We start from the raw sequence: 21,361 nt of genomic DNA on the forward strand, positions 1-21,361 counted from the left end.
CTCGAATCGCGCGCACTTGGACGAGGTGAGCATAACGAACGAGCGACAGGGGGCTACCTCCACGCGGTGATCGCCGGGGACGCCGACCTGGCCGATTGTCCAGCTCACCGCCCTCAGCTGCGGCCGAGCCCTCGGTAGGTCCATCCCGCGGCGGCCCACTCAGCGGGATCGAGACAGTTGCGGCCGTCGATGAGCACCTTCGAGCGAACCGTCGCCGCCAGATCCCCGGGGCGCAGCGCCTTGAACTCGTCCCATTCGGTGGCCACGAGCACCGCGTCGGCGTTGTCGCATGCCTCCGCGACCGAGGTCGCGTAGTTCAGCGTGGGAAACAAGCGCCGGGAATTGTCGAGCGCCTTCGGGTCGAACACGCTGACCACCGCGCCGTGCAGCTGCATCATCCCAGCGACGTTCAGCGCGGGCGAGTCCCGGACGTCGTCGGACTCGGGCTTGAACGCGGCGCCGAGGACCGCGATGTTCGCGCCGAGCAGTGAACCACCGCAGGCCCTGGTGGCGAGCTCGACCATCTTGGTCCGGCGGCGCATGTTGATGCTGTCCACCTCCCGCAGGAAGGTCAGCGCCTGATCGGCGCCGAGCTCGCCCGCCCGCGCCATGAACGCCCTGATGTCCTTCGGCAGGCAGCCGCCGCCGAAGCCCAGTCCCGCATTGAGGAACCGGCGTCCGATCCGGGCGTCGTAGCCGAGCGCGTCGGCGAGCTGTGTGACGTCCGCGCCGGTCGCCTCGCACACCTCGGAGATCGCGTTGATGAACGAGATCTTGGTCGCGAGGAAGGCGTTCGCGGACACCTTCACCAGCTCCGCGGTCGGCAGGTCGGTGAGCAGGAACGGCACGTCGTCGTCGATCAGCGTCGCGTACAGCTCGCGCAGCAGTTCCTCGGCGCGGCCGGGACGCTGCGGGTCGATCCCGAGCACCAGGCGGTCGGGGCGCAGGGTGTCCTCGACGGCGAAGCCCTCCCGCAGGAACTCGGGGTTCCACGCGACCTCGACATCGTCGGCGGCGGGCGCGAGCTCGCGGGCCCGCGCCCCCAGCTCGGCCGCGGTGCCGACCGGCACCGTCGATTTGCCCACGATCACCGCGGGCCGGTCCAGCAGCGGGGCGAGGGTGTCGATCACCGAGTGCACGTGCCGAAGGTCGGCGCCGTACTCGCCCTTCTTCTGCGGTGTCCCCACCCCCAGGAAGTGCAGGTCCGCGAAGGCGGCGGCGTCGGGGTACGAGGTGGTGAAGTGCAGCCGGCCGGCTGCGATGTTGCGCTCCAGGACCTGCGCGAGGCCCGGTTCGTAGAACGGCACCTCACCCCCGGAGAGCTTGGCCACCTTGCCCGGGTCGATGTCGACCCCGAGCACCTCGTGTCCCAACTCGGCCATGCAGGCGGCGTGCGTGGCTCCGAGATAGCCGGTTCCGAAAACGGTGCAGCGCATAGGTAGTTGATAGGCGCCCAGGGTGAGCGCAACGGATACCCGGCGCAAGTGTCGCGGCAACAGCAGGTGTACATCCGGCGACGACCGAACGGGCTGCGATCAGGGGCGCTCGATGACGTCCGGCTGCCCGGTGACACCCGCGGCACCGCGGGGGAAGCACGCGGAGGTACCGGAGACCGACAGGCTGCCGCGACCGTTGTCGTGGGCGACGATCGCGTACCCGTCGGGCATGGTCACGACCGCCGTCCGCCCCTCCCCCGACGTCCGCCGGGTCAGCGGCCGGTCGCGGTCCTCCCAGTACGCGGCGATCGCGTCCAGGTTCTCGGCGGCGCCGGTCTCCGCGATCCCGCTCACCCAGTAGTTCAGGGTGAGGAACACGGGGCCGGTGGCCTCGGTGTCGTTGTCGTCGCAGGGCGTGACCCCACCCGGGTTGAACGCGCCGACCGGCGAACTGGGATGCGCCAGGGTCAGCCGGGCACCCTCGGGAAGCGCGGCCAGCGTCTCGTCGAAGTACCCGATCAGCGCCGCGGAGGCGGCGTTCTCGGTCAGCCCGGTGTCCACGTTCGTCTCCTCGTCTGAGCTGCAGGCGGCGCCGAGCAGGGCGACGACGCCGACGAGGCTCGCCGCCAGTGCCCTCGCAACGCCGCTTCTCGCGGCGATCCCGGGCCTCACGACGCTCCCACCCCGGCGATGATCTGCCCCATGCCCTCCAGTGACGGGTTGCGCAGGTCCCAGTACTCGCTGTGGACGCCGGGATCGGTTCCGAGGAGGGGGCCCGGATCCCCCGGGTTGCTGGCGAACACCCGGCCGCCGAAGTCCGGATCGGTCGGGTCGAGTCCGTGCACGTGCCTGCCTGCCAGGGTCATGTCCCCGATGTAGGGCACCGGATCCCAGCGGGCCGCGGTCGAGTACACGTGCCGGCCGACGTCGCCCGCGCTGACGCCGTCGAGGTGCAGTTCCGAGACGTGCTCGGCATTGACCCCGGGGCTCCCCACGAAGACCAGCTCGTCGACATCCAGCGATCCGCCGCCGATCGCGGCCGTTCCGATGACGGTGCTCCCGTAGCTGTGGCCGATGATCACCTGGTGGGCGGCCTGTCCCTGGTGCGCGGCGCGCAGGCCGTCCTGGAAGCCGTCCAACCGCGGCGCGCCCCGCTCGGCGAATCCGTCGAGCCCGGCCTCGGGAATGCTCTGCGGGGCGTTGTAGCCGTACCAGGTGACGACCGAGGTCGTAGCGAGGGGATCGGCACGGTTCGCGGCGTCGAGCATCCGCGCGGACCGGTCGACGTCGCCACCGATGCCACCGAGGTGCGAGCCGGTGCCCGGGACGAACGTGGCGACGTTGTCGGCCAGGTCGGGGTTGCCGAGCGAGACCGCCGCCCGCCCGGCGCCGTCGATGCCCAGGAGGAACCGCGGCGGCGCCTGCCCCGAGTTCGCGGCGCGGCTCACGGCGTCGTATTCGTCGACCTTCGCCCGGAGCGGGTCGCGCTCACCCGTCCACGCGCTGTACTGGGCCCAGGCCTTCCATGCCCTCTCGTCGCGGGAGTTGGACGCCGGCTGGTCGGGCACGTTCTCGCCCCGGGCCCAATCGGGATGCCGCGCGTCCACCGCGTCCAGCGACGCGGCCGCCCGCGTCTGCAGGGCTTCGAGGTGCATCCGGTTGTAGTGATCCTTGTCGGCGGCCGGGATGCCGTCGCGGTTCCCGATCTCCGGGTCGTGCGCGAAGAGCGCGTCCTTCTCGTCGGCGGTCAGGCCCGTCCAGAACTCGTTGAGCTCCGCCGCGCCGGTCGGCAGGCCGGATCTGCCGTCGATGATGTCCTGGATCCGCGGGCCCGGCCCGGGCGCGTCGCGTGCCCGATCGAGTTCGGCGAAGCAGTCGGTCAGCGCCGCCGCGGTGCGGCTGTCGGCGAGCGCGACCTCGTCCAGCGCGCGGGCGATGTCACCGGCCAGCTCGCGGGCCCGGGCGTCGAGCGCCCGCTGCGCGAGATCGGTGTCGCCACCCGCCGCGACGATCAGCCCCGCCCCGGCGGTCGGCGCGGTCACGGTGCCGTCGTCGGACACGCCGAAACCATCGACGAGCGCACCGTCGATCATCGAGATGGCATGCGACCTGGCCGATTCGATCGTGGCCGCGCCCCGCCGCATCGACGAGGCGACCTCGAGCAAGGCCATCGCGACCCTGTTGCCCGCGGACCGTTCCTCGATCGCGCGATCCCAGGCCTGTCGCGCCGCGTCCCCGCGCCAGGAGTCGAGGACGCCGTCCACCCCGCGGACGACGAGGTCGATCTGCGCGTCCAGCTCCGCGGTGGCTCGGGCGAGCTCGTCCGCAGAACAGTTCAGGCAGTCGGGATCCCAGCTCCGCACCTGCGTGATCGTCGGACGCATCAGGCACCCCCGGCCGGGGCGAGCAGACCTCGGTTCCTGGCCTCGGCGTCGTCGTATCGAGCGGCGTTGGTGGCCGCGATCTGTGACATCGCCCGGACCCCCGACCCGACCGCGCGTACGCCGTCCGCGATTCGATCCGCCCCGGCGGCGCAGGCCACGGCCGTGGCGGACCCGGCGAGTCCCTCGGCCGCCCCACGGAACGAACCCGCGGTGTCGATCTTCTCGATGGCCCCGGCGGACGACTCCAGCATCCCCGCGAGCTGTGTCAATGCGGCGGTGTCGACCGCCATCTCCCCTGACGTCATGGTGCCCCCCAGCAATCCGTCGTCGACTGCCAGCACCCTAGCGCAGCGGGCGCCGCGCCCACGGCGCATCAGACGGAGGTGGGTCGGGTCAGTACGCGCCGTCGCGGGCGGTCACCGCGCGGATCGTCTTGGCGATGATCAGCAGGTCCTGCAGCATCGACCAGTTCTCGACGTAGGACAGGTCCAGCCGAACCCGCTCGTCCTCGGACAGGCTCGAGCGTCCCGACACCTGCCAGAGCCCGGTCATGCCCGGCCGCACCACCATTCGCCGCTCGACGAAGCCGTCGAACTCGGCACCCTCGCCGCGCTGCAGCGGACGCGGGCCGACCAGGCTCATGTCGCCTGTCACGACGTTGAACAGCTGCGGGAGCTCGTCGATACTCGTGGACCGCAGCAATCGCCCGATCGGCGTGATGCGCGGATCATGCCTCGCCTTGAAGAAGGCGCCGTCGCCGTCCTCGGTCTCGGCCTTGACCGCGGCGAGCAGCTGGTCCGCGTCGGTGACCATGGTCCGGAATTTCCACATCCGGAACTCGCGGCCGTCCTGGCCGACCCTGGTCTGCCGGTAGAAGACCGGGCCACCGTCGCCGCACTTGATCAGGGCCGCGACGACCAGCAACACCGGGAGCACCGACAGCACCGCGGCGATCGCGCCCACGCGATCGAAGACCGTCTTGCCGAACCTGCTGGCACCCTCGTACCGCGGCTCGTCGACGTGCATCAGCGGCATGCCCGCCGTCGGCTGGATCCTGATCCGCGGACCCGCGAAGTCGGTCACCAGCGGCGCGACGATCAAGTCGATGTCCCGCTCGTGCAGCGCCCACCCGAGGTCGCGCATCCGGTCGTGCCCGATCTGGTCCGTGGCGGTCACGGCGACAGTGTCGGCCGCGCAGAGATCGATCGCGTCGAGCACCCGGTTCTCGTCGCCGAGGATCGGGACCTCGTGTTCCCCGACGGCGATCGTCGGGTTCGCGCGGCAGCGAAGCGGCACGCCGCGATCCATCGACACAGTCGCCTCGCCCCGGAATTCCGGGATGCAGGCGCCGACCACCCGGTACCCGGATTCCGGTGCGCGCGCGAACGATTCCATCATCGCGATCGCGGACGACCCGCCGCCGAGGACGAGCACCCTCGTGATCAGGTCGCCCGCGCGGCGGCGGCGCGCGAGGTACCGGCGTGCGGTCCACCGGCCGACGATCAGGCCGATCAGCCCCACCGGAAGCGCGATCGCGAGGTACCCGCGCGCGACGGTGACACCGAACAGCGTCGAGAGGACGGCGATCGCCCCGAACAGCTTCACCGTGGCCAACGCGACCCGTCGGTACTCCTCCAGGCCGCGGCCCAGGATCTGCGGTTCGTGCGCGTGCTCGAGGCTCAGGCACATCCACCAGAGGGCGGCGATGCCGAGCGAGGCCCCGGTGTACACGACCACGGAGCTGCCGAAGGCGCTGTCCCAGCTCTGATCCCCGAACCGCACGAGCTGCGCAAGGCCGACGGCCCCCGCGATCACCACGGCGTCCGCGGACTTCAGCCTGCGGATGTGACCCGTGAGGACCCCGCGCCGAACGGGTTGGGGGCGAACCGGACCCGCCGTCGATTCACGATCGGGCGGCGCGTCGGCATGGCTGCGCCGCGCCGCGCCCGGCAGACCCACTCCGGTGGCACCCACAATTCGCTCCCCCACGATGACAGATTCCGATGACGTTTCGGCGGCGCCGGCTGCGTCGGCAGCGCCCCCACACGCCCTCCATCGCGACCACCCACAGTGGATGTCGCGGAATGATCAACTTTCATTACGCTGCGGTCACCCTCGTTACCGCAGCGCGATGGTGCGCTGATCTTCGCAGAGGATCTGGACACCCGTACTGCAGACACGGTGTGCGGTGCATCACGACGGCTGTGCGCTTGCTCACTTGCAGGTGTCGGGGGCTTTTCGGCCGGCGAACCGATCCAGCACCCAGTCGACCGCGGGGCCGGAGGCATCGAGGTTCTCGTGCCCCTCGCCCTCCCTGATCAGCGATTCCACCGTGTCGCCCGCCTCGCACGCGCGTTCCACGCTCGCCTCGGTCCACATCGGGAGAACCAGCTGATCGACATCGCCGTAGGCGACGAACATCGGTGCGCTGGCGCCGCGCTCCGGGAGTGCCGACTCCGACAGCAGCCGCCGCAGCAGCGCCGCCGCCTGTGGCGTCGAGGGCTTGACGTCGGAGACCGGCGCCGAGGACGCGATCGCCCGCTTCACCCCGTCCCGCGACCCCGTGCAGGCGAGGAACACCTCCTGCTGCTTCGCCATCTCGCCGTGCAGGTAGTCGTCGATCTCGAGGTCCGGGTGCGCGACCTGCAGGCCACGCAGCAGCAGCGGGAGCACCATCATCTGCTCGACGGTGATCGTGCCCTCCTCCATCGACCGGACGAGTCCCGAGATGTCGGTCGGCGGGGCCATGCTCACGGAACCGACGAACTGCAGGCCGCGCCCGTAGGCGGGCGCCAGTTCGTTTGCCGCCCAGGTCGCCTGCCCACCCTGGGAGTAGCCGAACGCCGCCCACCGGTCGGAGGTGCCGGGGATCGCCTGGCGCGCGGCACGCACCGCGTCGATCACGTTGTATCCCGCGGTGCGCGGTTCGAGGTAGGGATGCTGTCCGGGACTGCCGAGGCCCTGGTAGTCGGTCATCGCCACCACGAATCCGCGCTCGATGCCGGACAAGACCGTCGGGAGGCTGCCGAGCAGATCCGGATAGGCGGACGGCGCGCAGTCGCCGGTGACGCCGGTGGTCGAGTGGCCGATCGAGACGATCGGCCAGCCGCCGGGAGGGGGATTTCCCTTGGGCGCGAAGACTATTCCGGAGACGACGGTCGGCGAATCGTCGATGCCGGAGGTGGATCGGTACCGGACCTTGAGCGCGGTGCCCGTGCTGGCGTACACCGACTGATAGCCCTCGAACGCGGTCGGCGTGCCGAGCAGATCGCCGGGTGCGGCGCCGGCAGGCACCTCCGTTCCGCCGTCGGGTTCCGGTGTCGGCCGGTCCGATCCACACGCGGTCATCGCCAGGGCCAACGCCCCCACCAGGACTGCGGCGAACGCCCGCCGCCTGCCGGTCGACCGCCTGCGCTCACCCCGCATCGGCGCGCCCCGCCCCTGACAACACCGCGACCGGGTCGGCACTGGCCCGGTCGAGCGCGGCCTGGACCCGGCCCCTGTCGATCACGCTGTCGTGGAAGGACGCCGAGACCACCCGGCCGCCGCCCACCTCGAGCACGCACAGTGTCATCGCGTCGGGCCCGTCCGGATCGATGTACGGGATCACCACCGGGGGCCGGCCGTCGTCGCTCCACCGCACCGCCTCCAACGCCGCGGGACGACCCATGTCGCTGACCGCCAGCCGGACCCGGCGCTGCGCCGTCACCACGGGGGCCCCGGCCGCGGACCGCGGCCTGCGTAGCGCCGACTTCACCTCGCCGATGCCCATGGCGGCGATCGGCCACCCCGACTCGGTGACCTCGCGCACCGCCTCGGCGATCGCGCGGGGCTGCGGCCGCGCGTCGAAGCGCAGCGAGATCCCGACCGCGAAGTTGCCGTTCCGCAGTCGCTGCTGCTCCGGCAGGTAGCGGCGGCAGTCCATCAGGACGAACATCCGGTCGTCACATTCGATGCCCTCGTCCCGCAACGCGGTCGCGTACAGGGCGGCCGAGAGCGACGCGGTGGTCGCGCCGGGCTCGTGCTCCTTGCCCCACGCCCGCAGCGCCGCGATCTGCTCGCCCGGCATCCGGGAGATCACCGCACGCTTGGTCGACTCCCACTCGCCCAGCTCGATCGGCTCCTCGGGCGTGCCGTCGAGCGCGCGGTGCCTCGCCCGCAGCCGGAGCACCTGCCGGAGGCGGCGCGGGTCGGCGCGGAAGTGCCGCCACAGGCCCGACCGCAGGCCGTCCGCGGGCAGCGCCCGGGCCGCCAACGCGTCCATCCCCCCGGTGTCCGGGCCGTTGGCGAGGGCGGTGAGGATCAGCACGATGAGCAGCCCGTCGCCCAGCGCGTGCGAGACGTCCACCACGATGTAGTCGCCGCTCACCGTGATCTCGACCGGCAGCCGCGGGCCCGGTCGATTGCGCACCTCGGTCAGCAGCCCGGCGATGCCGTCGGGCCCCACCGGCGCGACCTCGGCGACCGCGTGCTCGACGAGGTCGGGGCGGTACTCCCATTCGGCGGCGTTCGGGTCCGGGTTCAGGGCGACCCGGCCGTCCGGTGCGGTGTGCACCAGCCGGCTCAGCGCCGCGCGGACGTCCTCCGCCCTCAGGTCGCGAACCGGCCCGATCACCGACACCACCCGCGAACCGGCGAGCGCGCGGTCGAGGGCGGTCGGCCGGTACCGGCGGCTGCTACCGGACACCGTCCACCACCGCCTGCATCTTGTCCCGGAACGCCGTGCGGGAGAAGGTCTCCGCCCAGCCCCGGATCCGGTCACGGTCGTAACCGCCGCTGTCGAAGTCGCGCATCGCGGCCGCGAACCCCGCGACGAGCTCCTCGTCGCCACGGCCGGAGACGAGCTCGCCCGTCACCCCGGGCACCACCGTGTCCAGGGCCCCACCGGCTCCGAGCGCGAGGACCGGGGTGCCGCAGGCCATCGCCTCGACGGGCACGATCCCGAAGTCCTCGAGGCCGGGCATCACGAGCGCGCGGGACCGGCGATGCAGATCGAGCAGCTGCGCGTGCGGCACCCGCCCCAGGAAGGTCGTCTCGGGCCCGGCCAGGGCGCGGCACTGCTCCATCGCACGGCCGTCGCCGACGACGACCAGTCGCACGCCGGCCCGGCGCGCCGCCCGCACGGCCAGGTCGGGCCGCTTGTACGGCACCAGCCGGCCCGCCAGCAGGAAGAAGTCCTCTCGCTCGACCGTCGGGTCCGGCGTGAAGCCCGCGGTGTCGACCGGCGGGTGCACCACGACCGCGTCGGCGCCCCACCACTTCTCGATCCGCTCGGCCACCGCCGCGGAGTTCGCCACCACCCCGGCCAACCGGGGTGCGGCCGCCGACTCACCCCGCCGGGCGACCGAGGACAGCGCGGTCAGCGCGGCGCGGCCGAGCATGCCGTCCGCCTCGCCCTGGCGGAGCGAGGGGTCCCACGCCCACCGTGCTGGGCTGTGCACATAGGCGACGACCGGCGCATCGGTGGCGAACGCGGCCTGCGTCGCGAACGCGTGGTGGCTGGCGACGACCACATCCGCGCTGCCCAGCTTCATCCCGCGGAAGGCCAACGGCATCAACGGCATCAACGGCGCGTACGAACGCCTGCCGAGCAACCGGTACCCGGCGTCGAGCCAGGTCGTCCGCGGCGCGCCGGACAACCCGGCGGGGATGCCCTCCGGCCGGGCGATGGTCGCGTGCACCTCAGCGTCGGGCCACTGCACCGACAACTGCTCGACCACGTGCTCCGAACCGGCGATCTCGGTCAACCGCTCGTGCACGATCGCAATGCGTCTACCCACGCTCGGCGCCCTCGTCAGATGGCCGCTGCGGGGGCGGCGGCCGTCTGGAGCACGAGGTCCGTCGGCACCGCCAGCTCGGACAGCTCCCGCAGGGTGCGCTCGGCCAGCGCCCGATCCGAGCTGCCGGCGGCGACGACCACGACCGCCATCACCACCTCGTTCAGGTTCGCGGTGCGCCACCACTCGCTCTCCATGTCCTGGACGTTCACCCAGCCGTAGGTGGCGTCGGCGCCGATCTCCGGCAGCGCCGCGGAAACATCCACCGCCGTGCCCGTGCCGAGCAGGATCAGGGTCTCCCCGCTGCGGTAGACGTTGCGGCTGAGCGCCACCGCGGTGCTCGTCGCGAATCCCGATGGGCTCCCGGCGTCCCGCCCATAGCCGGCCCCGTACTTGCGGGCGACCCGGCGCGCCCAGGAATCGGTCGGCCGTTCGCCGAACCGCCCGCGTGCGAAGACGATCGCCTCGGCCGCAACGATGAAGGCGAAGAGCCCGGCCACGATCGACTCGGCGAGCGGTTTCGGCGCCACCGGCTCCGTCGACTGATTCGGCGCGGAAAGCATCATCAACCGGCTGCCACCGTTGACCTGGAGCTTGGCGATCTCGTCGACCATCGCGTTGACCTCGGCGTCCGCCGTCTGCTGCGCGGGATCGTCGGGGTCCTTGGCCGCATTGCGCGCCTTCGCCGCCGCGATGCCCGCCTGGATCTGCGCGACCTGCTTCTCGACTTCCTGCGCGCGCTGCCCCGTCGCGGCCTGGTCGACGGCGACCACCATCGCGCGGGCAAGCTTGCCCGCCAGCTCCGGCGAGTCCGCCCGCACCGTGACACTGAGGATCGCGGGTGACGGGCCGGGGGCGAACTTGGTGTGCGCGGCGAGGGTGGGGCCGTCCCACCCGGTATCGAACTGGCCGAGCACGGAGTCCAGCACGGTCGCATCGTTGGCGAGCCCGACGAACGGGGCCCGGAGCTGCTCGATGTACGCATCGCCCGGTGCGACCCCGCCCGCGGTGCTGATCTGCGCGATGACCGTCGCCTCGTACTGCTTGGTGGTCAGCGCGGTCCGGAGCCCGAAGACGGCGGCCCCGACCAACAGCGCGATGAGCAGCGCGGGCAAAGCGGCCCTGGCGAGCGCGCGACCGTGTCCCACGAGGTCGATCGGGGGCGGCGCGTCACGATGGGTGGACCCGCCCGAACGCATCCGTGTGGCTTGCTCCGACACGAGTTGATCCCCTCCCATAGCCCCTCCTGCCCTGCGCACGAGAAGGTCCCGGCGGATCATACCTGCAGGTACGCGTCACGACCCCGCTTGGTGGCGGACGAGCGGACGGTCACGGGGCTCAGTTTCCGGGGGCGAACATCCGGCTGCGCACCAGCCCGTAGGCGAGCTTCTCGGAGAAATCGTGTCGGAGTAGACCGAAATTCTGTTCCCGGTCGGCGGGGTTCGGACCGGTGTCGCGGATCGAGTAGAGATAGATCGGGCCGATCCACGGCGCCTCCCGCGCCGCGTTCAGCGCGATGGCGATGCTCTCGGCCTGCACCGCCTCGGTCACCGCCGTGGGATGGGTCCCCGTCGGCGCGCCGAATTCGGTGATCCACATCTGTTTGCCTGCGTCCCCGCCCGCCACCATGACGTCCCGCATCTGCCACATCTTCTGTGCGGCACTCCAGCTCGCGGTGGTCGGATCGTTGGGCAGCGCCGGATAGGTGTACGGGTGCATCGCAAAGGCGTCGAAGTACCTGTTCGCACCGATCTGGTACAGCCGCTGGATGAACGTCACCGGCGCTATGTCGGTGCCGTTGTCGGCAGCGGGCGCAAGGCCACCGGCGAGGATGAAGGAGTTGCGTTGCACCGACTTGATCGCCTCGTAGCCGGCCCGGAGGAGCTGGCCGTACTGGTCGACGTTCGGTGCGGGCCGGAAGAAGTGCACGATGTTCGGCTCGTTCCAGATCTCCCACAGCGAGATCCGGTCCCGGTAACGCACCGCGGCCGCCCTGGCGAAGTCGGCGAACAGCCCGGCGTCGCGCGGAATGTAGTGCGAGTCGCTGACCCACCCCGCCTGGGGCCGAGCCCATATCGGCGTGAACCCCACCAGACCCAGCGGGCACAAACCGTGCGCGACAATGGAATTGACGACGCGATCGGTGTTCGACCAGTCCCGCCTGCCCCGGGTCGGCTCGATCACCGACCAGTCGATGTCGACCCGGATGGAGAACATTCCCGCGTTCTTGGCGGCGGTGAGTTCGCGGGCGAGGACGTCGTTCGGCATGGCCAGCAGGGCGGCGCCGTCGGCTCCGCCCGCGCGGACCTGCGGCGAGTTCGGTGAACAGTTGGGTGCCGCGGCCGAGACCGACGACGCGGTGCTGACCGCGGGGCCGCTTCCCGGTCCCGTCCAGACCGCGCTGAGCGCGACCGCGCCCACCACCAGCAATACCCCGGAAAGCCCCACCATCGTGCCGAATGACTTCCGCACCTTCATGTCCTGGAGGCTATCACCGGGATCATGCCGTCAGCGTCCGTAACATCGCAGGCAACGTGATCGAGATGTCGTGCTCGGCGGCGACCCTCGCGCGGGCGGTGGCCGTGAGCCGTTCCCGCAGTTCCCCGTCCGAGAGCACCCTCGTGATCGCGGACGCCATCGCCTCGGGGTCACCCGGTGCCACCAGGAGGCCCGCACCGCCGCACAGGAACTCGCTCGTGCCGCCGTGGTCGGTGCCGATCACCGGCACCCCGTACGACATCGCCTCGAGAACCGAGAGCGGACCTGCCTCCGGCTGCACGCTGGCCGAGACGACGGCGTCCCAGCCCTCGAGCACCTCGCCGGTGCGCACATGCCCCAGGAAACGGACGCGGCCCGCGAGGTCGGGGCGCTGCGCCCGGGTGTGCAGTTCGGCCACGTAATCCTCGTCCCCGGGAAAGTGGCCGCCCGCCAACTCCAGCCGCACACCGGGCAGCAGCGCCACCGCCTCGAGCAGCACCCGATGCCCCTTCCACGGCGTGAGCAGCGCCAGGGCCCCGACGACCGGTGGGCGGTGCACCTCGCCCGTCACGGCGGGCACGGGCCACCGAACCCCGTTCTGCGCCACCAGCACCGGAAGTCCCAGCGCGCGCAGCGGACGCGCGGTCGCCTCCGAGACGGCGACCGCGCGGCGAATGCCCGCTCGTCCCAGCCGGATCACCGCGCGCTGCTTCGCACTGGTCACGGTGTCGTGGACCAGCCAGGACGCGGCCCCGGGCACCCGGGCCAGCCGTACCGCCGGCAGCGCGAACAGCGAGTTGACGACGGTCCCCGTGCCCGGCACCCGGGCAGCCGACGCGAGCACCCGGGCCGCCGCCACCCACCGGGCGAGCATCCTGGCCGCGCCGAGCGCGCGGGCGGCGCCGCTCTCGCCGGACAACCCGAGCGCGGGGATCGACAGGCGCACGCACCCCGGCGCGAGCGCATCGGCCAGCGGGCCGTCCGGGCACGCCACCAGCACCTCACGGCCGCCGCGCAGCGCCTCCTCGACGAGGGCGAGCAGCACCTTCTCCGCCCCCGACACCTGCCCGGTGTGCGAGACGAACAGCGTCCGCTCCATCGCGCTCATCCCCTGCGCGCCTTGAGGATCGCCCACGGCCGGATGCCGTCGGTGAGCCGCAGCGGCTGGGCGAGCGCCAGCACCAGCGCGGCCGCCAGCGCGGACACCACCGGCCAGGGCAGCGGCGTGTGGGTGGCGACGAACTGTCCCGTCGCGGCGACCGCCGCCGCGACGCAGGCGAGCCCCAGCATGGCCCGCACCGGCAGCAGGCCGCGGATCGGCACGACGCGCGCGATCACGATCCACAGGGCGACGACCATCGCCGCCATGGTGGCCACGGTCGCGACGGCGGACCCCTCGAACGAGTACCGCGGGATCAGCACCAGGTTCAGCCCGATGTTGAGCACCAGGCCGCCCGCCGCCACCAGCGGGTACGAGCGCTGGTGGCCGGCGGAGGCGAGCAGGAACAGCCCGAGCAGCACCGGCGCGGTGAGCGCCGCGGCCACCACGAGGAGCTGCGCCGCGAAGGTCGACTGGCCGAACCGCTCGCCGTAGAGCAGTTCGATGACCGCGTTCGCCGAGGGCCAGAACGAGGCCACGGCGACCGCCCCCATCAGCCCGAAGGCGATGCCCGCGTCGCGGCTCCGGCGGCGGAACACCTCCGGACGGGCGGGCCAGGCGGCCACCAGCAGCGTGCTCACCGGCGCGACGACGGCCAGCGCCATCGTGTCCATGATGTCGGAGAACTTGTACCCGATCGAGTAGAGGCCGACCGCGTCGAAGGTGTCCATCAGGCTCAGCATCAGCACGTCGATCTTGGTCAGCGCGATCGTGAGCGCGAAGCCGATCGCCAACGGCAGTGCCTCACGCAGCATCTCGCGCCAGCGCGCCACCTCGATGCGCCGGGCCGGGCGCACGCCGAGCACCTTCCGGTGCACCCCGCGCGACTTCCAGCTCAGGGCCACCAGCTCGTTGACGATCGCCGGGATCACGAACACCAGCAGGTACGGGGCGAAGATCGCGGCCAGGATCGTCAGCGCGAGCTGGACCGCCTGGCCCAGGCTCTCCGCGACCGCCACGTAGGTCAGCCGGTGCCTGCTCTGGAAGAGCACCGAGAGCGCGTTGCCGGGGGTCGCGAACAGCACCACCAGTCCGGCGATCGCGGTGGCGCGCACCACCTCCGACGGATAGCCGAGGATCAGCACGTAGGCCACCGCCACGACGTACCCGACGACGCCGAGCAGGGTCCGCAGCGCGACGAAGGACGAGGCCGTCAACGCGACCTCGTCCGGGTCGTCGTCCATCAGGCGGGCCAGGACCACCCGCCCGACGCCCAGGTCGGTGACCACCGAGAGCAGCCCGAGCAGGACGAACACGAAGCTGAACTGGCCCCACTCGTCGGCGGAGAGCGACCGCGCGACGACAACGCTGCCCGCCCAGCCCATCGCGGCGATGGCGACCCGGCTGGCGAGCACCGTCGCGGTGCCGCGGGCGGCGGCGCGCGCGTCGGAGGCGATCTCCCTCGGCGCCGTGGTCACCAGCTCACCCCGGCGTCCCGGTAGGCCCGCGCGGTGCGCTCGGCGGTCCGGGCCCAGGTGAGCTTTCCGGCCACCCGCACCGCCTCCGCCGTCAGTTCCGCGCGCGCGGCCGGCTCGTGGATCAGCGGGCGCATCGCGCTCACCCAGTCCGCCGCGCGCAGCGAGTCGACGAGGACCGCGCCCGCGCCGACCACCTGCGGGAGGGCGCCGACCGCGCTGGCCACCACCGCGCCCCCGCACGCCATCGCCTCGACCGGCGGCAGCCCGTAGCCCTCGTACTTGGACGCGTACGCGGTCACCGTGGCGGCCGCGTAGAGGCCCGGCAGATCGGCGACGTCGACGTAGCCCAGCCCGATCGCGCCGGTCGGCGCGTCCGGCCCCCGCGTCCCGGCACCCGCCAGCACGCACGGCACCCCCAGCTCGTCGGCGACATCGGCCACCAGCCGGACGTCCTTCCTGGGCTCGACCGTGCCCACCTGCAGGACGAAGCGCTCGGGCAACCCGAGCCGGGCCCGCAGCCGCTCCACCTGATCCGGTGCGGGCGGGCGGGCCCAGGGTGCGGGCGCCAGCTCGACGACGGTCGCGGTCCGGCCGCTGACCGCGTGGATCCGCTCGGCGGTGAACTCGGAGACCGCCAGCAACACGTCGGCCCGGCGCAGGGCGCTGCGCACCAGCAGCGACTCGCCCGCCGCTCGCAGCCGGCTCGACGCCCACGGCACATCGAGCACGGACAGGTCGTGCACCGTCGACACGGTCACCGCCCGGGTGGCGATCGGCAGGTCCACGTCCAGGCTGTGGAACAGGTCGCAGCGGCCGATCGGCAACGCGCCGAGCGCGGCCCGGACCGCGCCGCCCGCGACCGGTCGTCGGACCGCGGTCACCGCCGCGGGCAGCTCGCCGACGGCATCGGATTGCACGAGCGCGGACAGCTCCGCGTCGCGCAGCTCGGGTGTCAGCGCGGTCAGCAGCTCACGGGCATAGGTCTGGACTCCGCTTCCCCCGGGGCGGAGGGCAAGGGCTCCGAATCTGATCTGTGTTGCGCTGCTGCGCATCCCACCACTCCCAACAGAAGCCAAAAGTAAAGGTCGAGCGGAAAGATCTCGAAGTAGGTCGCCACCACGCTGGCGGTCATCGCCGCGACGACGGAGGCGCTGACGCCGAGCGCGAACGCGCCGTCCCGGCCGGGCAGCTCGCGCCCGAGCCGGGTCGTCCACACCAGGGCGGTGATCAGCAGCGCGAGCACCAGCCACAGCCCGATCGGGCCGAGCTCGAGGAGCATCTTCACGTAGTAGTTGTCGGGCTGGTAGTTCGGCGAGGTGTTCGTCATCTCGGCGCCGTCGGCCAGCAGCATCCGGTCGGCGGCGGACCCGCTGGCGCCCAGCCCCCGGCCGAGCGGGTGTACCGCGATGCTGGTGAGGATGTCGTTCCAGCCCTCGCCGCGTTCGCCGAGGCTGCTCGAGGAGAACAGCGCCCTCGTCACGCCCACCGGGACGAACGGGAGCGCCATCGCGGCCAGCACCGCCGTGCCGCCGAGCACCACCAGCAGGACGCGGAAGCGGAGCACCGCGAGCCAGACCAGGCCGACGGCCAGGCCGAGGATGCTCGCGCGGACGATGGACGTGGTCATGGCGAACGCCATGATCGGGGTCAGGCACAGGAACACGGTGTTGCGCACCCGCCGCGGCTCGGCCAGCGCGACCGCGCCGCCGACGAGCAGGCTCAGCATCACGTAGAGCCCGAAGGCGAAGGGCTGGTTGAAGGTTCCGAAGGTGCGGAAGAAGCCGCCTGCGGCCCGGACCTGCTGGCCGTACTGGTACCCGAGCTCCACCAGGTAGGCGGGTCCGATCACCTGCTGCGCCAGGCCCGCCAGCGCGGCGAAGGCGCCCATCGCCATGATGACGGTGACGAGGTGATCGCGGTCGCGGGCGTCGAACGGCGCCAGCCAGAGCACGCCGACCACGACGAGGTAGAAGAAGGTCACCTTGATGGCCACCAGGCCCAGCACGCCGAACGAGACGAGCGCGGAGACCGAGCCGAGCACCGCGAGGATCGCGAGCGCGGGCCACCAGGGCATGTGCACCGGGATCCGGCGCGCGCCCCGAGGGTCCGCGGAGCGCGGGCGGCGGAGGAACGCGCACGCGAGGGTGAGCGCGATCAGCGCTTCCTTCCAGATGGTGAGCGAGGCACCACCGGGGACGATGGCCAGCACACCGTGCAGGGGGGTGAGCGCGGCGAGGAACAGCAGTCCTCGTTGCGGGCGGGCGTAGATCAGGGTCGCCACGACGGCCGCGACGATCAACGCGACGCCGCCCACCAGGGCGAGAGCCAGCGACATCCCTACCTCCCCCCATGCATCGCGACCTGGCGCGAACCCGTGATGTCGGCGGATCCGCGCAGACCACGATCTCACACCGGCGATCGCCACCCCCAGGTCAACGGGCCGTGACCGCCTCCGGCCCGTGTCCCCCGCAGTAACCTCCGCCACATCCCGCTCCTGCGCTAACGCCCAGTCGGGATCGGTCGATATGGTTCACGGCGGCGTCGGGAGGGAGATCGCACGCCCACCGGAGTTTCGGTCTCGGGCGATGGTGTGATTTCAGGCGATAGGGGGGTTCGATGTCGGCATCCGTCCACGTCGACCGGATTCGGAACGTGCTCGAGAAGTTCGGTCGGCTGCCGATCACCATTGCCGAGGTGGCCGCCGACGACGATCTCTACGACAAGGGCCTGACCTCGCACGCGAGCGTGAACGTCATGATCGGGCTCGAGGACGAGTTCGACGTCGAGTTCCCCGACGCACTGCTGCAGAAGTCGACCTTCGCGAGCATCGAGTCCATTGCGGCAGCAGTGGACTCGCTGCTCGCCGGATGAGCGGTCCGGTGGACCGGTCGGCGCCCGTCGACGCCCTCGACGGTCTCGACGAATGCGTGCGGGTCGCCGCGGTGTGGGCGGACGAGGTCGACCGCGACGCGCGGTTCCCGGCGGAATCCGTCGCGGCCCTGAAGTCCGCCCGGCTCCTCGGCGCCGCGGTGCCTGCCGCCCTCGGGGGCGCCGGGCTCCCGCTGACCCGGCTCGCCGAGGTCACCCGCGCGCTGGGCCGTTCCTGCGGCTCCACGGCGATGATCTTCGCGATGCACCAGACGCAGGCGCTCAGCATCGTCCGGCACGGCCGCGGCGAGGCGATGCGGGAACTGCTCAGCGCCATCGCGGCCGACCAGCTCCTGGTCGCCTCCGCCACCACCGAGATCGGCATCGGCGGCGACGTCCGCTCGAGCGGCTGCGCCGTCGAACGCGACGGCGACCGGGTCCGCCTACAGAAGAACGCGCCGGTGATCTCGTACGGCGAGTACGCCGACGTGGTGCTGGCGACCGCCCGCCGCACCGCCGCCAGCGCGCCGAACGATCAGGTCCTGCTCGCCTGCCCGAGGTCGGACACCACGCTGACGGTGGCCGGCACCTGGCAGACGATGGGCTTCCGCGGCACCAGGAGCCCCGGCTTCCTCCTCACCGTCGACACCGGCGCCGACGCGCTGCTGAGCGATCCGTACGCGGAGATCTCCGCGCATACGATGCTGCCCACGGCGCACGTGCTCTGGTCGGCCGCCTGGCTCGGGATCGCCGACGCCGCCCTGCGCAAGGCCAGGCGATCGGTGCAGACCGCCGCGCGTCGCTCGCCGGGCACACCGCCGACGACCGCGGTCCGGCTCGCCGAGCTGGTCGTCGCGCACCAGCAGCTCGTCGACACGGTGTTCGGGGCGGCGGCGCGGTTCGAGTCGCTCGCCGAGAACCCGGCCGCACTCTCGAGTGTCAAGGTCGCGCTGGAGTTCAACACCGTGAAGGTGAGCTCCTCGATGCTGGTCATCGACCTGGTCGGTCGCGCGCTGACCATCTGCGGGATCGCCGGGTACCGACTGGACCACGAGCTCGCGATGAGCAGGCACCTGCGCGACGCATACGGCTCCGCGGTGATGGTCAGCAACGACCGCATCCTGCACCACAACTCGCAGCTCGTCCTCGTGCACAAGGGGGACTGATGCAGGCCCCGAACCCGTCTCCGCTGGACAGCGCTCGCGAGCGCTTCCGCGCCGACCTCGTCGACGCGGGACTGCTGATCCCCACGGCGGTCCCCGGGTTGTACGGCCGCTCGGGCGTCCTCGAGTCGATCATCGACGCCGTCGACGCCCGGATCCGGCGGGCGGGCGCGGGCGCACACGGGTCCACCGCGCGCGTGCTGCGTTTCCCGCCGGTGTACCCGCGCGAGGCGTTCGACCGCACCGACTACATCGCCTCCTTCCCCAACCTGACCGGGTCGGTCGCCACCTTCCGCGGCGACGACCGCGCGCACGCCGAGCTGCTGGCGACCCGGGCCGAGGGCGGGGACTGGGACCACTTCCTCGAGCCCGCGGGCACCATGCTGGTCTCCGCCGCCTGCCATCCGGCCTACCCGACGCTCACCGGCACCCTGCCGGAGGAGGGCGCGCTGCTGGACGTGTACGGGTACTGCTTCCGGCACGAGCCGGCGATCGACCCGGCCCGGCTGCAGGCCTTCCGCATGCACGAGTTCGTCCGCGTCGGCACCCCCGAGCAGGCCCGGGCGCATCGCGAATCCTGGCTTCCCCGTGCGCTTTCGGTGCTCACGGAGCTCGGGCTCGACGCGGTGGCGGCGCCGGCGAACGATCCGTTCTTCGGCCGGGCCGGCCGGATGCTCGCGTCGAACCAGCGGACCGCCGAGCTCAAGACCGAGCTGCTGGTCCGGCTGTACGGGGACCTCGACGAGGGCACCGCGGTGGTCTCCTGCAACAGCCACCAGGATCACTTCGGCTCCGCCTTCGGCATCGACACCGCCGACGGGGCGGTCGCGCACAGCGCCTGCGTCGGCTTCGGGATGGAGCGCATCGCGCTGGCGATGCTGCGCACCCACGGCCTGTCCGTCGAACACTGGCCGGCGCCGCAGCGCGCGCTGCTCGCCGTGGGGTAGACCCGATGTCATTTCACGCGGGCGCCGGCGGGGTCCATCCCACCTGGTTCGGGCCGCAGGGCGCGCCGCTCTTCGGTCACGTCCATGTCCCCGAGGGCGGTCGGGCCCGCGGCGGCGTCGTGCTGTGCCCCCCGATCGGCATGGAGCACGTGGACTCGTACCGCGGGCTCGCCTACCTCGCGCAGCAACTGTGCGCCGAGGGCCTGCTGGTGCTCCGCTTCGACTACCACGGGTTCGGCGACTCGTCGGGCCACCAGGACGCGGCGGACGCGGCCTCCCGGTGGCAGGACAGTGTCTGCGCGGCAGTCGCATTCGTGCGGTCCTGCGGGGTGGACCGCGTCGCGCTGACCGGCCTGCGGGTGGGCGCCCTGCTCGCGGGGGTGGTCGCGCGGCAGTGCGGTCCGCTCACCGCGCTGGCCCTCTGGGATCCGGTGATCCGGGGCCGGACGTTCCTGCACCAGCAGCGCGCGCTGTACGCGATCAGCTTCGGGGCCGACGATCCCGCGGACCCTCGCGTCCCCATCACGGGGGCGGTCCTGCACGCGAACGCCGCGTCCGAGCTCGCCGGGCTGGACCTGCTCGCGGCGCCGCTCCCCGACCGGGTCCCGGTCCTGCTCGCCCGCAGGCCCGAGGACGCCACCGGTTCGAGGCTGCGGCGGCTGGCGGAGCGATCCGGGGCGGACGAGCTCGCCGTGCACGGGCAGGAGAAGTTCATCGAGCCGGGCGGCTTCGACGTCGTGGTGCCCACCGGCGACGTCGACGCCATCGGCCGCTGGCTCGCCGACCGGTTCCCCGCCGCCGCCGTGCCGGTCACCGTCGCGGCCCACGGTGACGCCCTGGTCGACGGCGGGCCGGTACGAGAGACGGTGTCGCGCCGCGGGTCCGACGGCCTGTTCACCATCGAGACCGCGCCGGTCGGGTCCGGCCCGGGAGGACCGACCGTGCTGCTCTACGCCACCGCCAACGAGCACCGCATCGGGCCGACCCGACTCTGGGTGGAGCTGGCCCGCGACCTCGCCGCGCTGGGACTGACCGTCGTCCGCTTCGACCGGCGCGGCACCGGCGACACCGACCCGGTCGCCGGCGCCGCCCCGGCGCCCCTCTACTCGGCCGCGCAGATCGCGGACGCGTCGAACGCGGTCCGGTCCCTCGCGGCGCCGCCGGCGGAGGTGCTGGTCGCCGGACTGTGCTCCGGGTCGTGGGGCGCGGCGCTCGGCGCGGCCGACAACGGTGTTCGCGCAGCCGTTCTCGTGAACCCGCTGATGTGGGCGACCCGGCCGATCGCCTTCACCCGGCCCGCACCTCCGTCGACGGCGGCAGGCCCGCTCGCCGCGGGCGGGCGGGCCGTGCGCCGCGCCGCGGTGGCGGTCCGGAACGTGGCGCGCGCGGCGATGCCGTACCGGCTGTGGCTGCTGCTCGGCGAGCTCGGGCTCACCCGGGTCCCGGAGGTGCTGTTGACGCGGCTCGCGGCGGCGGGGGTGTCGACCACCGTGCTGCTCGCCCCGGAGGACACGGCCGTCTTCGACAGCAATCGCGGGCCGGAGGGGCTGGCCCGGCTGCGCCGCCGGGGCTGGCCGGGCCGGGTGCGCGCCTTCGAGGCCGGCAATCACTCGCTCTACGACCTGGGGCTGCGGGAACAGGTTCGCGGGGAACTGATGTCGGCGATCACCGACGAGTTCGCGATGTCACCGTCCCCGGCGGTGTCCCGGGTGGCCTCGACCGGGTTGTGAC

At 72.4% G+C, this 21,361-nt stretch carries 18 protein-coding genes; 4 read left to right on the plus strand and 14 right to left on the minus strand.

Features of this window, described 5'->3' with window-relative positions:
• Positions 1 to 113: 113 nt before the first annotated feature.
• The 14 genes from ACFQS9_RS00995 to ACFQS9_RS01060 form a co-directional block, all read right to left on the minus strand.
• Complete coding sequence (locus tag ACFQS9_RS00995) at positions 114 to 1,436, minus strand: UDP-glucose dehydrogenase family protein (RefSeq protein WP_378400637.1); 1,323 nt, start codon at positions 1,434 to 1,436, stop codon at positions 114 to 116.
• A gap of 99 nt (positions 1,437 to 1,535) precedes the next feature.
• A complete protein-coding gene (locus ACFQS9_RS01000) occupies positions 1,536 to 2,108 on the minus strand; it encodes a hypothetical protein (RefSeq protein ID WP_378400638.1) in 573 nt (190 codons plus the stop codon).
• Positions 2,105 to 3,820 carry an alpha/beta hydrolase gene (locus tag ACFQS9_RS01005; RefSeq protein ID WP_378400640.1) on the minus strand — a complete coding sequence of 572 codons (1,716 nt, stop codon included), beginning with the start codon at positions 3,818 to 3,820 and terminating at the stop codon, positions 2,105 to 2,107. The genes ACFQS9_RS01000 and ACFQS9_RS01005 overlap by 4 nt, the downstream gene beginning before the upstream one ends.
• A complete protein-coding gene (locus ACFQS9_RS01010; protein WP_378400641.1) occupies positions 3,820 to 4,125 on the minus strand; it encodes a hypothetical protein in 306 nt (101 codons plus the stop codon). The genes ACFQS9_RS01005 and ACFQS9_RS01010 overlap by 1 nt, the downstream gene beginning before the upstream one ends.
• A gap of 88 nt (positions 4,126 to 4,213) precedes the next feature.
• Entirely contained in the window at positions 4,214 to 5,794 is a 1,581-nt protein-coding gene (locus ACFQS9_RS01015) for a sugar transferase (RefSeq protein WP_378400643.1), read from the minus strand.
• A gap of 240 nt (positions 5,795 to 6,034) precedes the next feature.
• Positions 6,035 to 7,246 (minus strand): lipase family protein, encoded by a 1,212-nt coding sequence (locus ACFQS9_RS01020; RefSeq protein ID WP_378400645.1) that lies wholly within the window; start codon positions 7,244 to 7,246, stop codon positions 6,035 to 6,037.
• On the minus strand, positions 7,236 to 8,507 hold the full coding sequence (locus ACFQS9_RS01025) for a hypothetical protein (RefSeq protein WP_378400648.1): 1,272 nt from the start codon (positions 8,505 to 8,507) through the stop codon (positions 7,236 to 7,238). Before ACFQS9_RS01025 ends, ACFQS9_RS01020 begins: the two co-directional genes overlap by 11 nt.
• Positions 8,497 to 9,600, minus strand: coding sequence for a glycosyltransferase (locus ACFQS9_RS01030; RefSeq protein WP_378400650.1), 1,104 nt, complete (start codon positions 9,598 to 9,600; stop codon positions 8,497 to 8,499). The genes ACFQS9_RS01025 and ACFQS9_RS01030 overlap by 11 nt, the downstream gene beginning before the upstream one ends.
• 14 nt (positions 9,601 to 9,614) lie before the next feature.
• Positions 9,615 to 10,817, minus strand: coding sequence for a YveK family protein (locus tag ACFQS9_RS01035; protein WP_378400652.1), 1,203 nt, complete (start codon positions 10,815 to 10,817; stop codon positions 9,615 to 9,617).
• A 118-nt stretch (positions 10,818 to 10,935) separates the two neighbouring features.
• The gene (locus tag ACFQS9_RS01040; protein ID WP_378400654.1) at positions 10,936 to 12,075 is read right to left on the minus strand and encodes a glycoside hydrolase 5 family protein; all 1,140 of its coding nucleotides are present in this window, start codon (positions 12,073 to 12,075) and stop codon (positions 10,936 to 10,938) included.
• 22 nt (positions 12,076 to 12,097) lie between these two features.
• Positions 12,098 to 13,183, minus strand: coding sequence for a glycosyltransferase family 4 protein (locus ACFQS9_RS01045; protein ID WP_378400656.1), 1,086 nt, complete (start codon positions 13,181 to 13,183; stop codon positions 12,098 to 12,100).
• Positions 13,180 to 14,652 (minus strand): oligosaccharide flippase family protein, encoded by a 1,473-nt coding sequence (locus tag ACFQS9_RS01050; protein WP_378400659.1) that lies wholly within the window; start codon positions 14,650 to 14,652, stop codon positions 13,180 to 13,182. Before ACFQS9_RS01050 ends, ACFQS9_RS01045 begins: the two co-directional genes overlap by 4 nt.
• On the minus strand, positions 14,649 to 15,704 hold the full coding sequence (locus tag ACFQS9_RS01055) for a glycosyltransferase family 4 protein (RefSeq protein WP_378400661.1): 1,056 nt from the start codon (positions 15,702 to 15,704) through the stop codon (positions 14,649 to 14,651). Before ACFQS9_RS01055 ends, ACFQS9_RS01050 begins: the two co-directional genes overlap by 4 nt.
• Positions 15,614 to 16,987, minus strand: a complete 1,374-nt coding sequence (locus ACFQS9_RS01060; RefSeq protein WP_378400663.1) for an O-antigen ligase family protein — start codon at positions 16,985 to 16,987, stop codon at positions 15,614 to 15,616. The genes ACFQS9_RS01055 and ACFQS9_RS01060 overlap by 91 nt, the downstream gene beginning before the upstream one ends.
• Before the next feature lie 281 nt (positions 16,988 to 17,268).
• On the opposite strand from ACFQS9_RS01060, the gene ACFQS9_RS01065 reads away from it, so the two are divergent.
• Genes ACFQS9_RS01065 through ACFQS9_RS01080 form a run of 4 tightly spaced genes read left to right on the plus strand, consistent with a single transcriptional unit; the run spans position 17,269 to position 21,360 of the window.
• The gene (locus ACFQS9_RS01065; protein WP_378400665.1) at positions 17,269 to 17,523 is read left to right on the plus strand and encodes an acyl carrier protein; all 255 of its coding nucleotides are present in this window, start codon (positions 17,269 to 17,271) and stop codon (positions 17,521 to 17,523) included.
• Positions 17,520 to 18,686 carry an acyl-CoA dehydrogenase family protein gene (locus ACFQS9_RS01070; RefSeq protein ID WP_378400667.1) on the plus strand — a complete coding sequence of 389 codons (1,167 nt, stop codon included), beginning with the start codon at positions 17,520 to 17,522 and terminating at the stop codon, positions 18,684 to 18,686. The genes ACFQS9_RS01065 and ACFQS9_RS01070 overlap by 4 nt, the downstream gene beginning before the upstream one ends.
• Entirely contained in the window at positions 18,686 to 19,630 is a 945-nt protein-coding gene (locus tag ACFQS9_RS01075) for an amino acid--[acyl-carrier-protein] ligase (RefSeq protein WP_378400669.1), read from the plus strand. The genes ACFQS9_RS01070 and ACFQS9_RS01075 overlap by 1 nt, the downstream gene beginning before the upstream one ends.
• Positions 19,631 to 19,635: 5 nt before the next feature.
• Positions 19,636 to 21,360, plus strand: a complete 1,725-nt coding sequence (locus ACFQS9_RS01080; protein ID WP_378400671.1) for an alpha/beta fold hydrolase — start codon at positions 19,636 to 19,638, stop codon at positions 21,358 to 21,360.
• Position 21,361: the final 1 nt, after the last annotated feature.

It is taken from the genome of Rhodococcus daqingensis (assembly GCF_042665615.1).
In the GTDB taxonomy this organism is placed as follows: domain Bacteria; phylum Actinomycetota; class Actinomycetes; order Mycobacteriales; family Mycobacteriaceae; genus Rhodococcus_G; species Rhodococcus_G daqingensis.

Bases quoted from the DNA above. Each gene is read 5' to 3' on its own strand.
- ACFQS9_RS01075 (WP_378400669.1), top strand. From the start codon at position 18,686: ATGCAGGCCCCGAACCCGTCTCCGCTGGACAGCGCTCGCGAGCGCTTC.
- ACFQS9_RS01060 (WP_378400663.1), bottom strand. From the start codon at position 16,987: ATGTCGCTGGCTCTCGCCCTGGTGGGCGGCGTCGCGTTGATCGTCGCG.
- ACFQS9_RS01020 (WP_378400645.1), bottom strand. From the start codon at position 7,246: ATGCGGGGTGAGCGCAGGCGGTCGACCGGCAGGCGGCGGGCGTTCGCC.
- ACFQS9_RS01055 (WP_378400661.1), bottom strand. From the start codon at position 15,704: ATGCGCAGCAGCGCAACACAGATCAGATTCGGAGCCCTTGCCCTCCGC.
- ACFQS9_RS01010 (WP_378400641.1), bottom strand. From the start codon at position 4,125: ATGACGTCAGGGGAGATGGCGGTCGACACCGCCGCATTGACACAGCTC.
- ACFQS9_RS01005 (WP_378400640.1), bottom strand. From the start codon at position 3,820: ATGCGTCCGACGATCACGCAGGTGCGGAGCTGGGATCCCGACTGCCTG.
- ACFQS9_RS01045 (WP_378400656.1), bottom strand. From the start codon at position 13,183: ATGAGCGCGATGGAGCGGACGCTGTTCGTCTCGCACACCGGGCAGGTG.
- ACFQS9_RS01070 (WP_378400667.1), top strand. From the start codon at position 17,520: ATGAGCGGTCCGGTGGACCGGTCGGCGCCCGTCGACGCCCTCGACGGT.
- ACFQS9_RS01040 (WP_378400654.1), bottom strand. From the start codon at position 12,075: ATGAAGGTGCGGAAGTCATTCGGCACGATGGTGGGGCTTTCCGGGGTA.
- ACFQS9_RS01080 (WP_378400671.1), top strand. From the start codon at position 19,636: ATGTCATTTCACGCGGGCGCCGGCGGGGTCCATCCCACCTGGTTCGGG.
- ACFQS9_RS00995 (WP_378400637.1), bottom strand. From the start codon at position 1,436: ATGCGCTGCACCGTTTTCGGAACCGGCTATCTCGGAGCCACGCACGCC.
- ACFQS9_RS01065 (WP_378400665.1), top strand. From the start codon at position 17,269: ATGTCGGCATCCGTCCACGTCGACCGGATTCGGAACGTGCTCGAGAAG.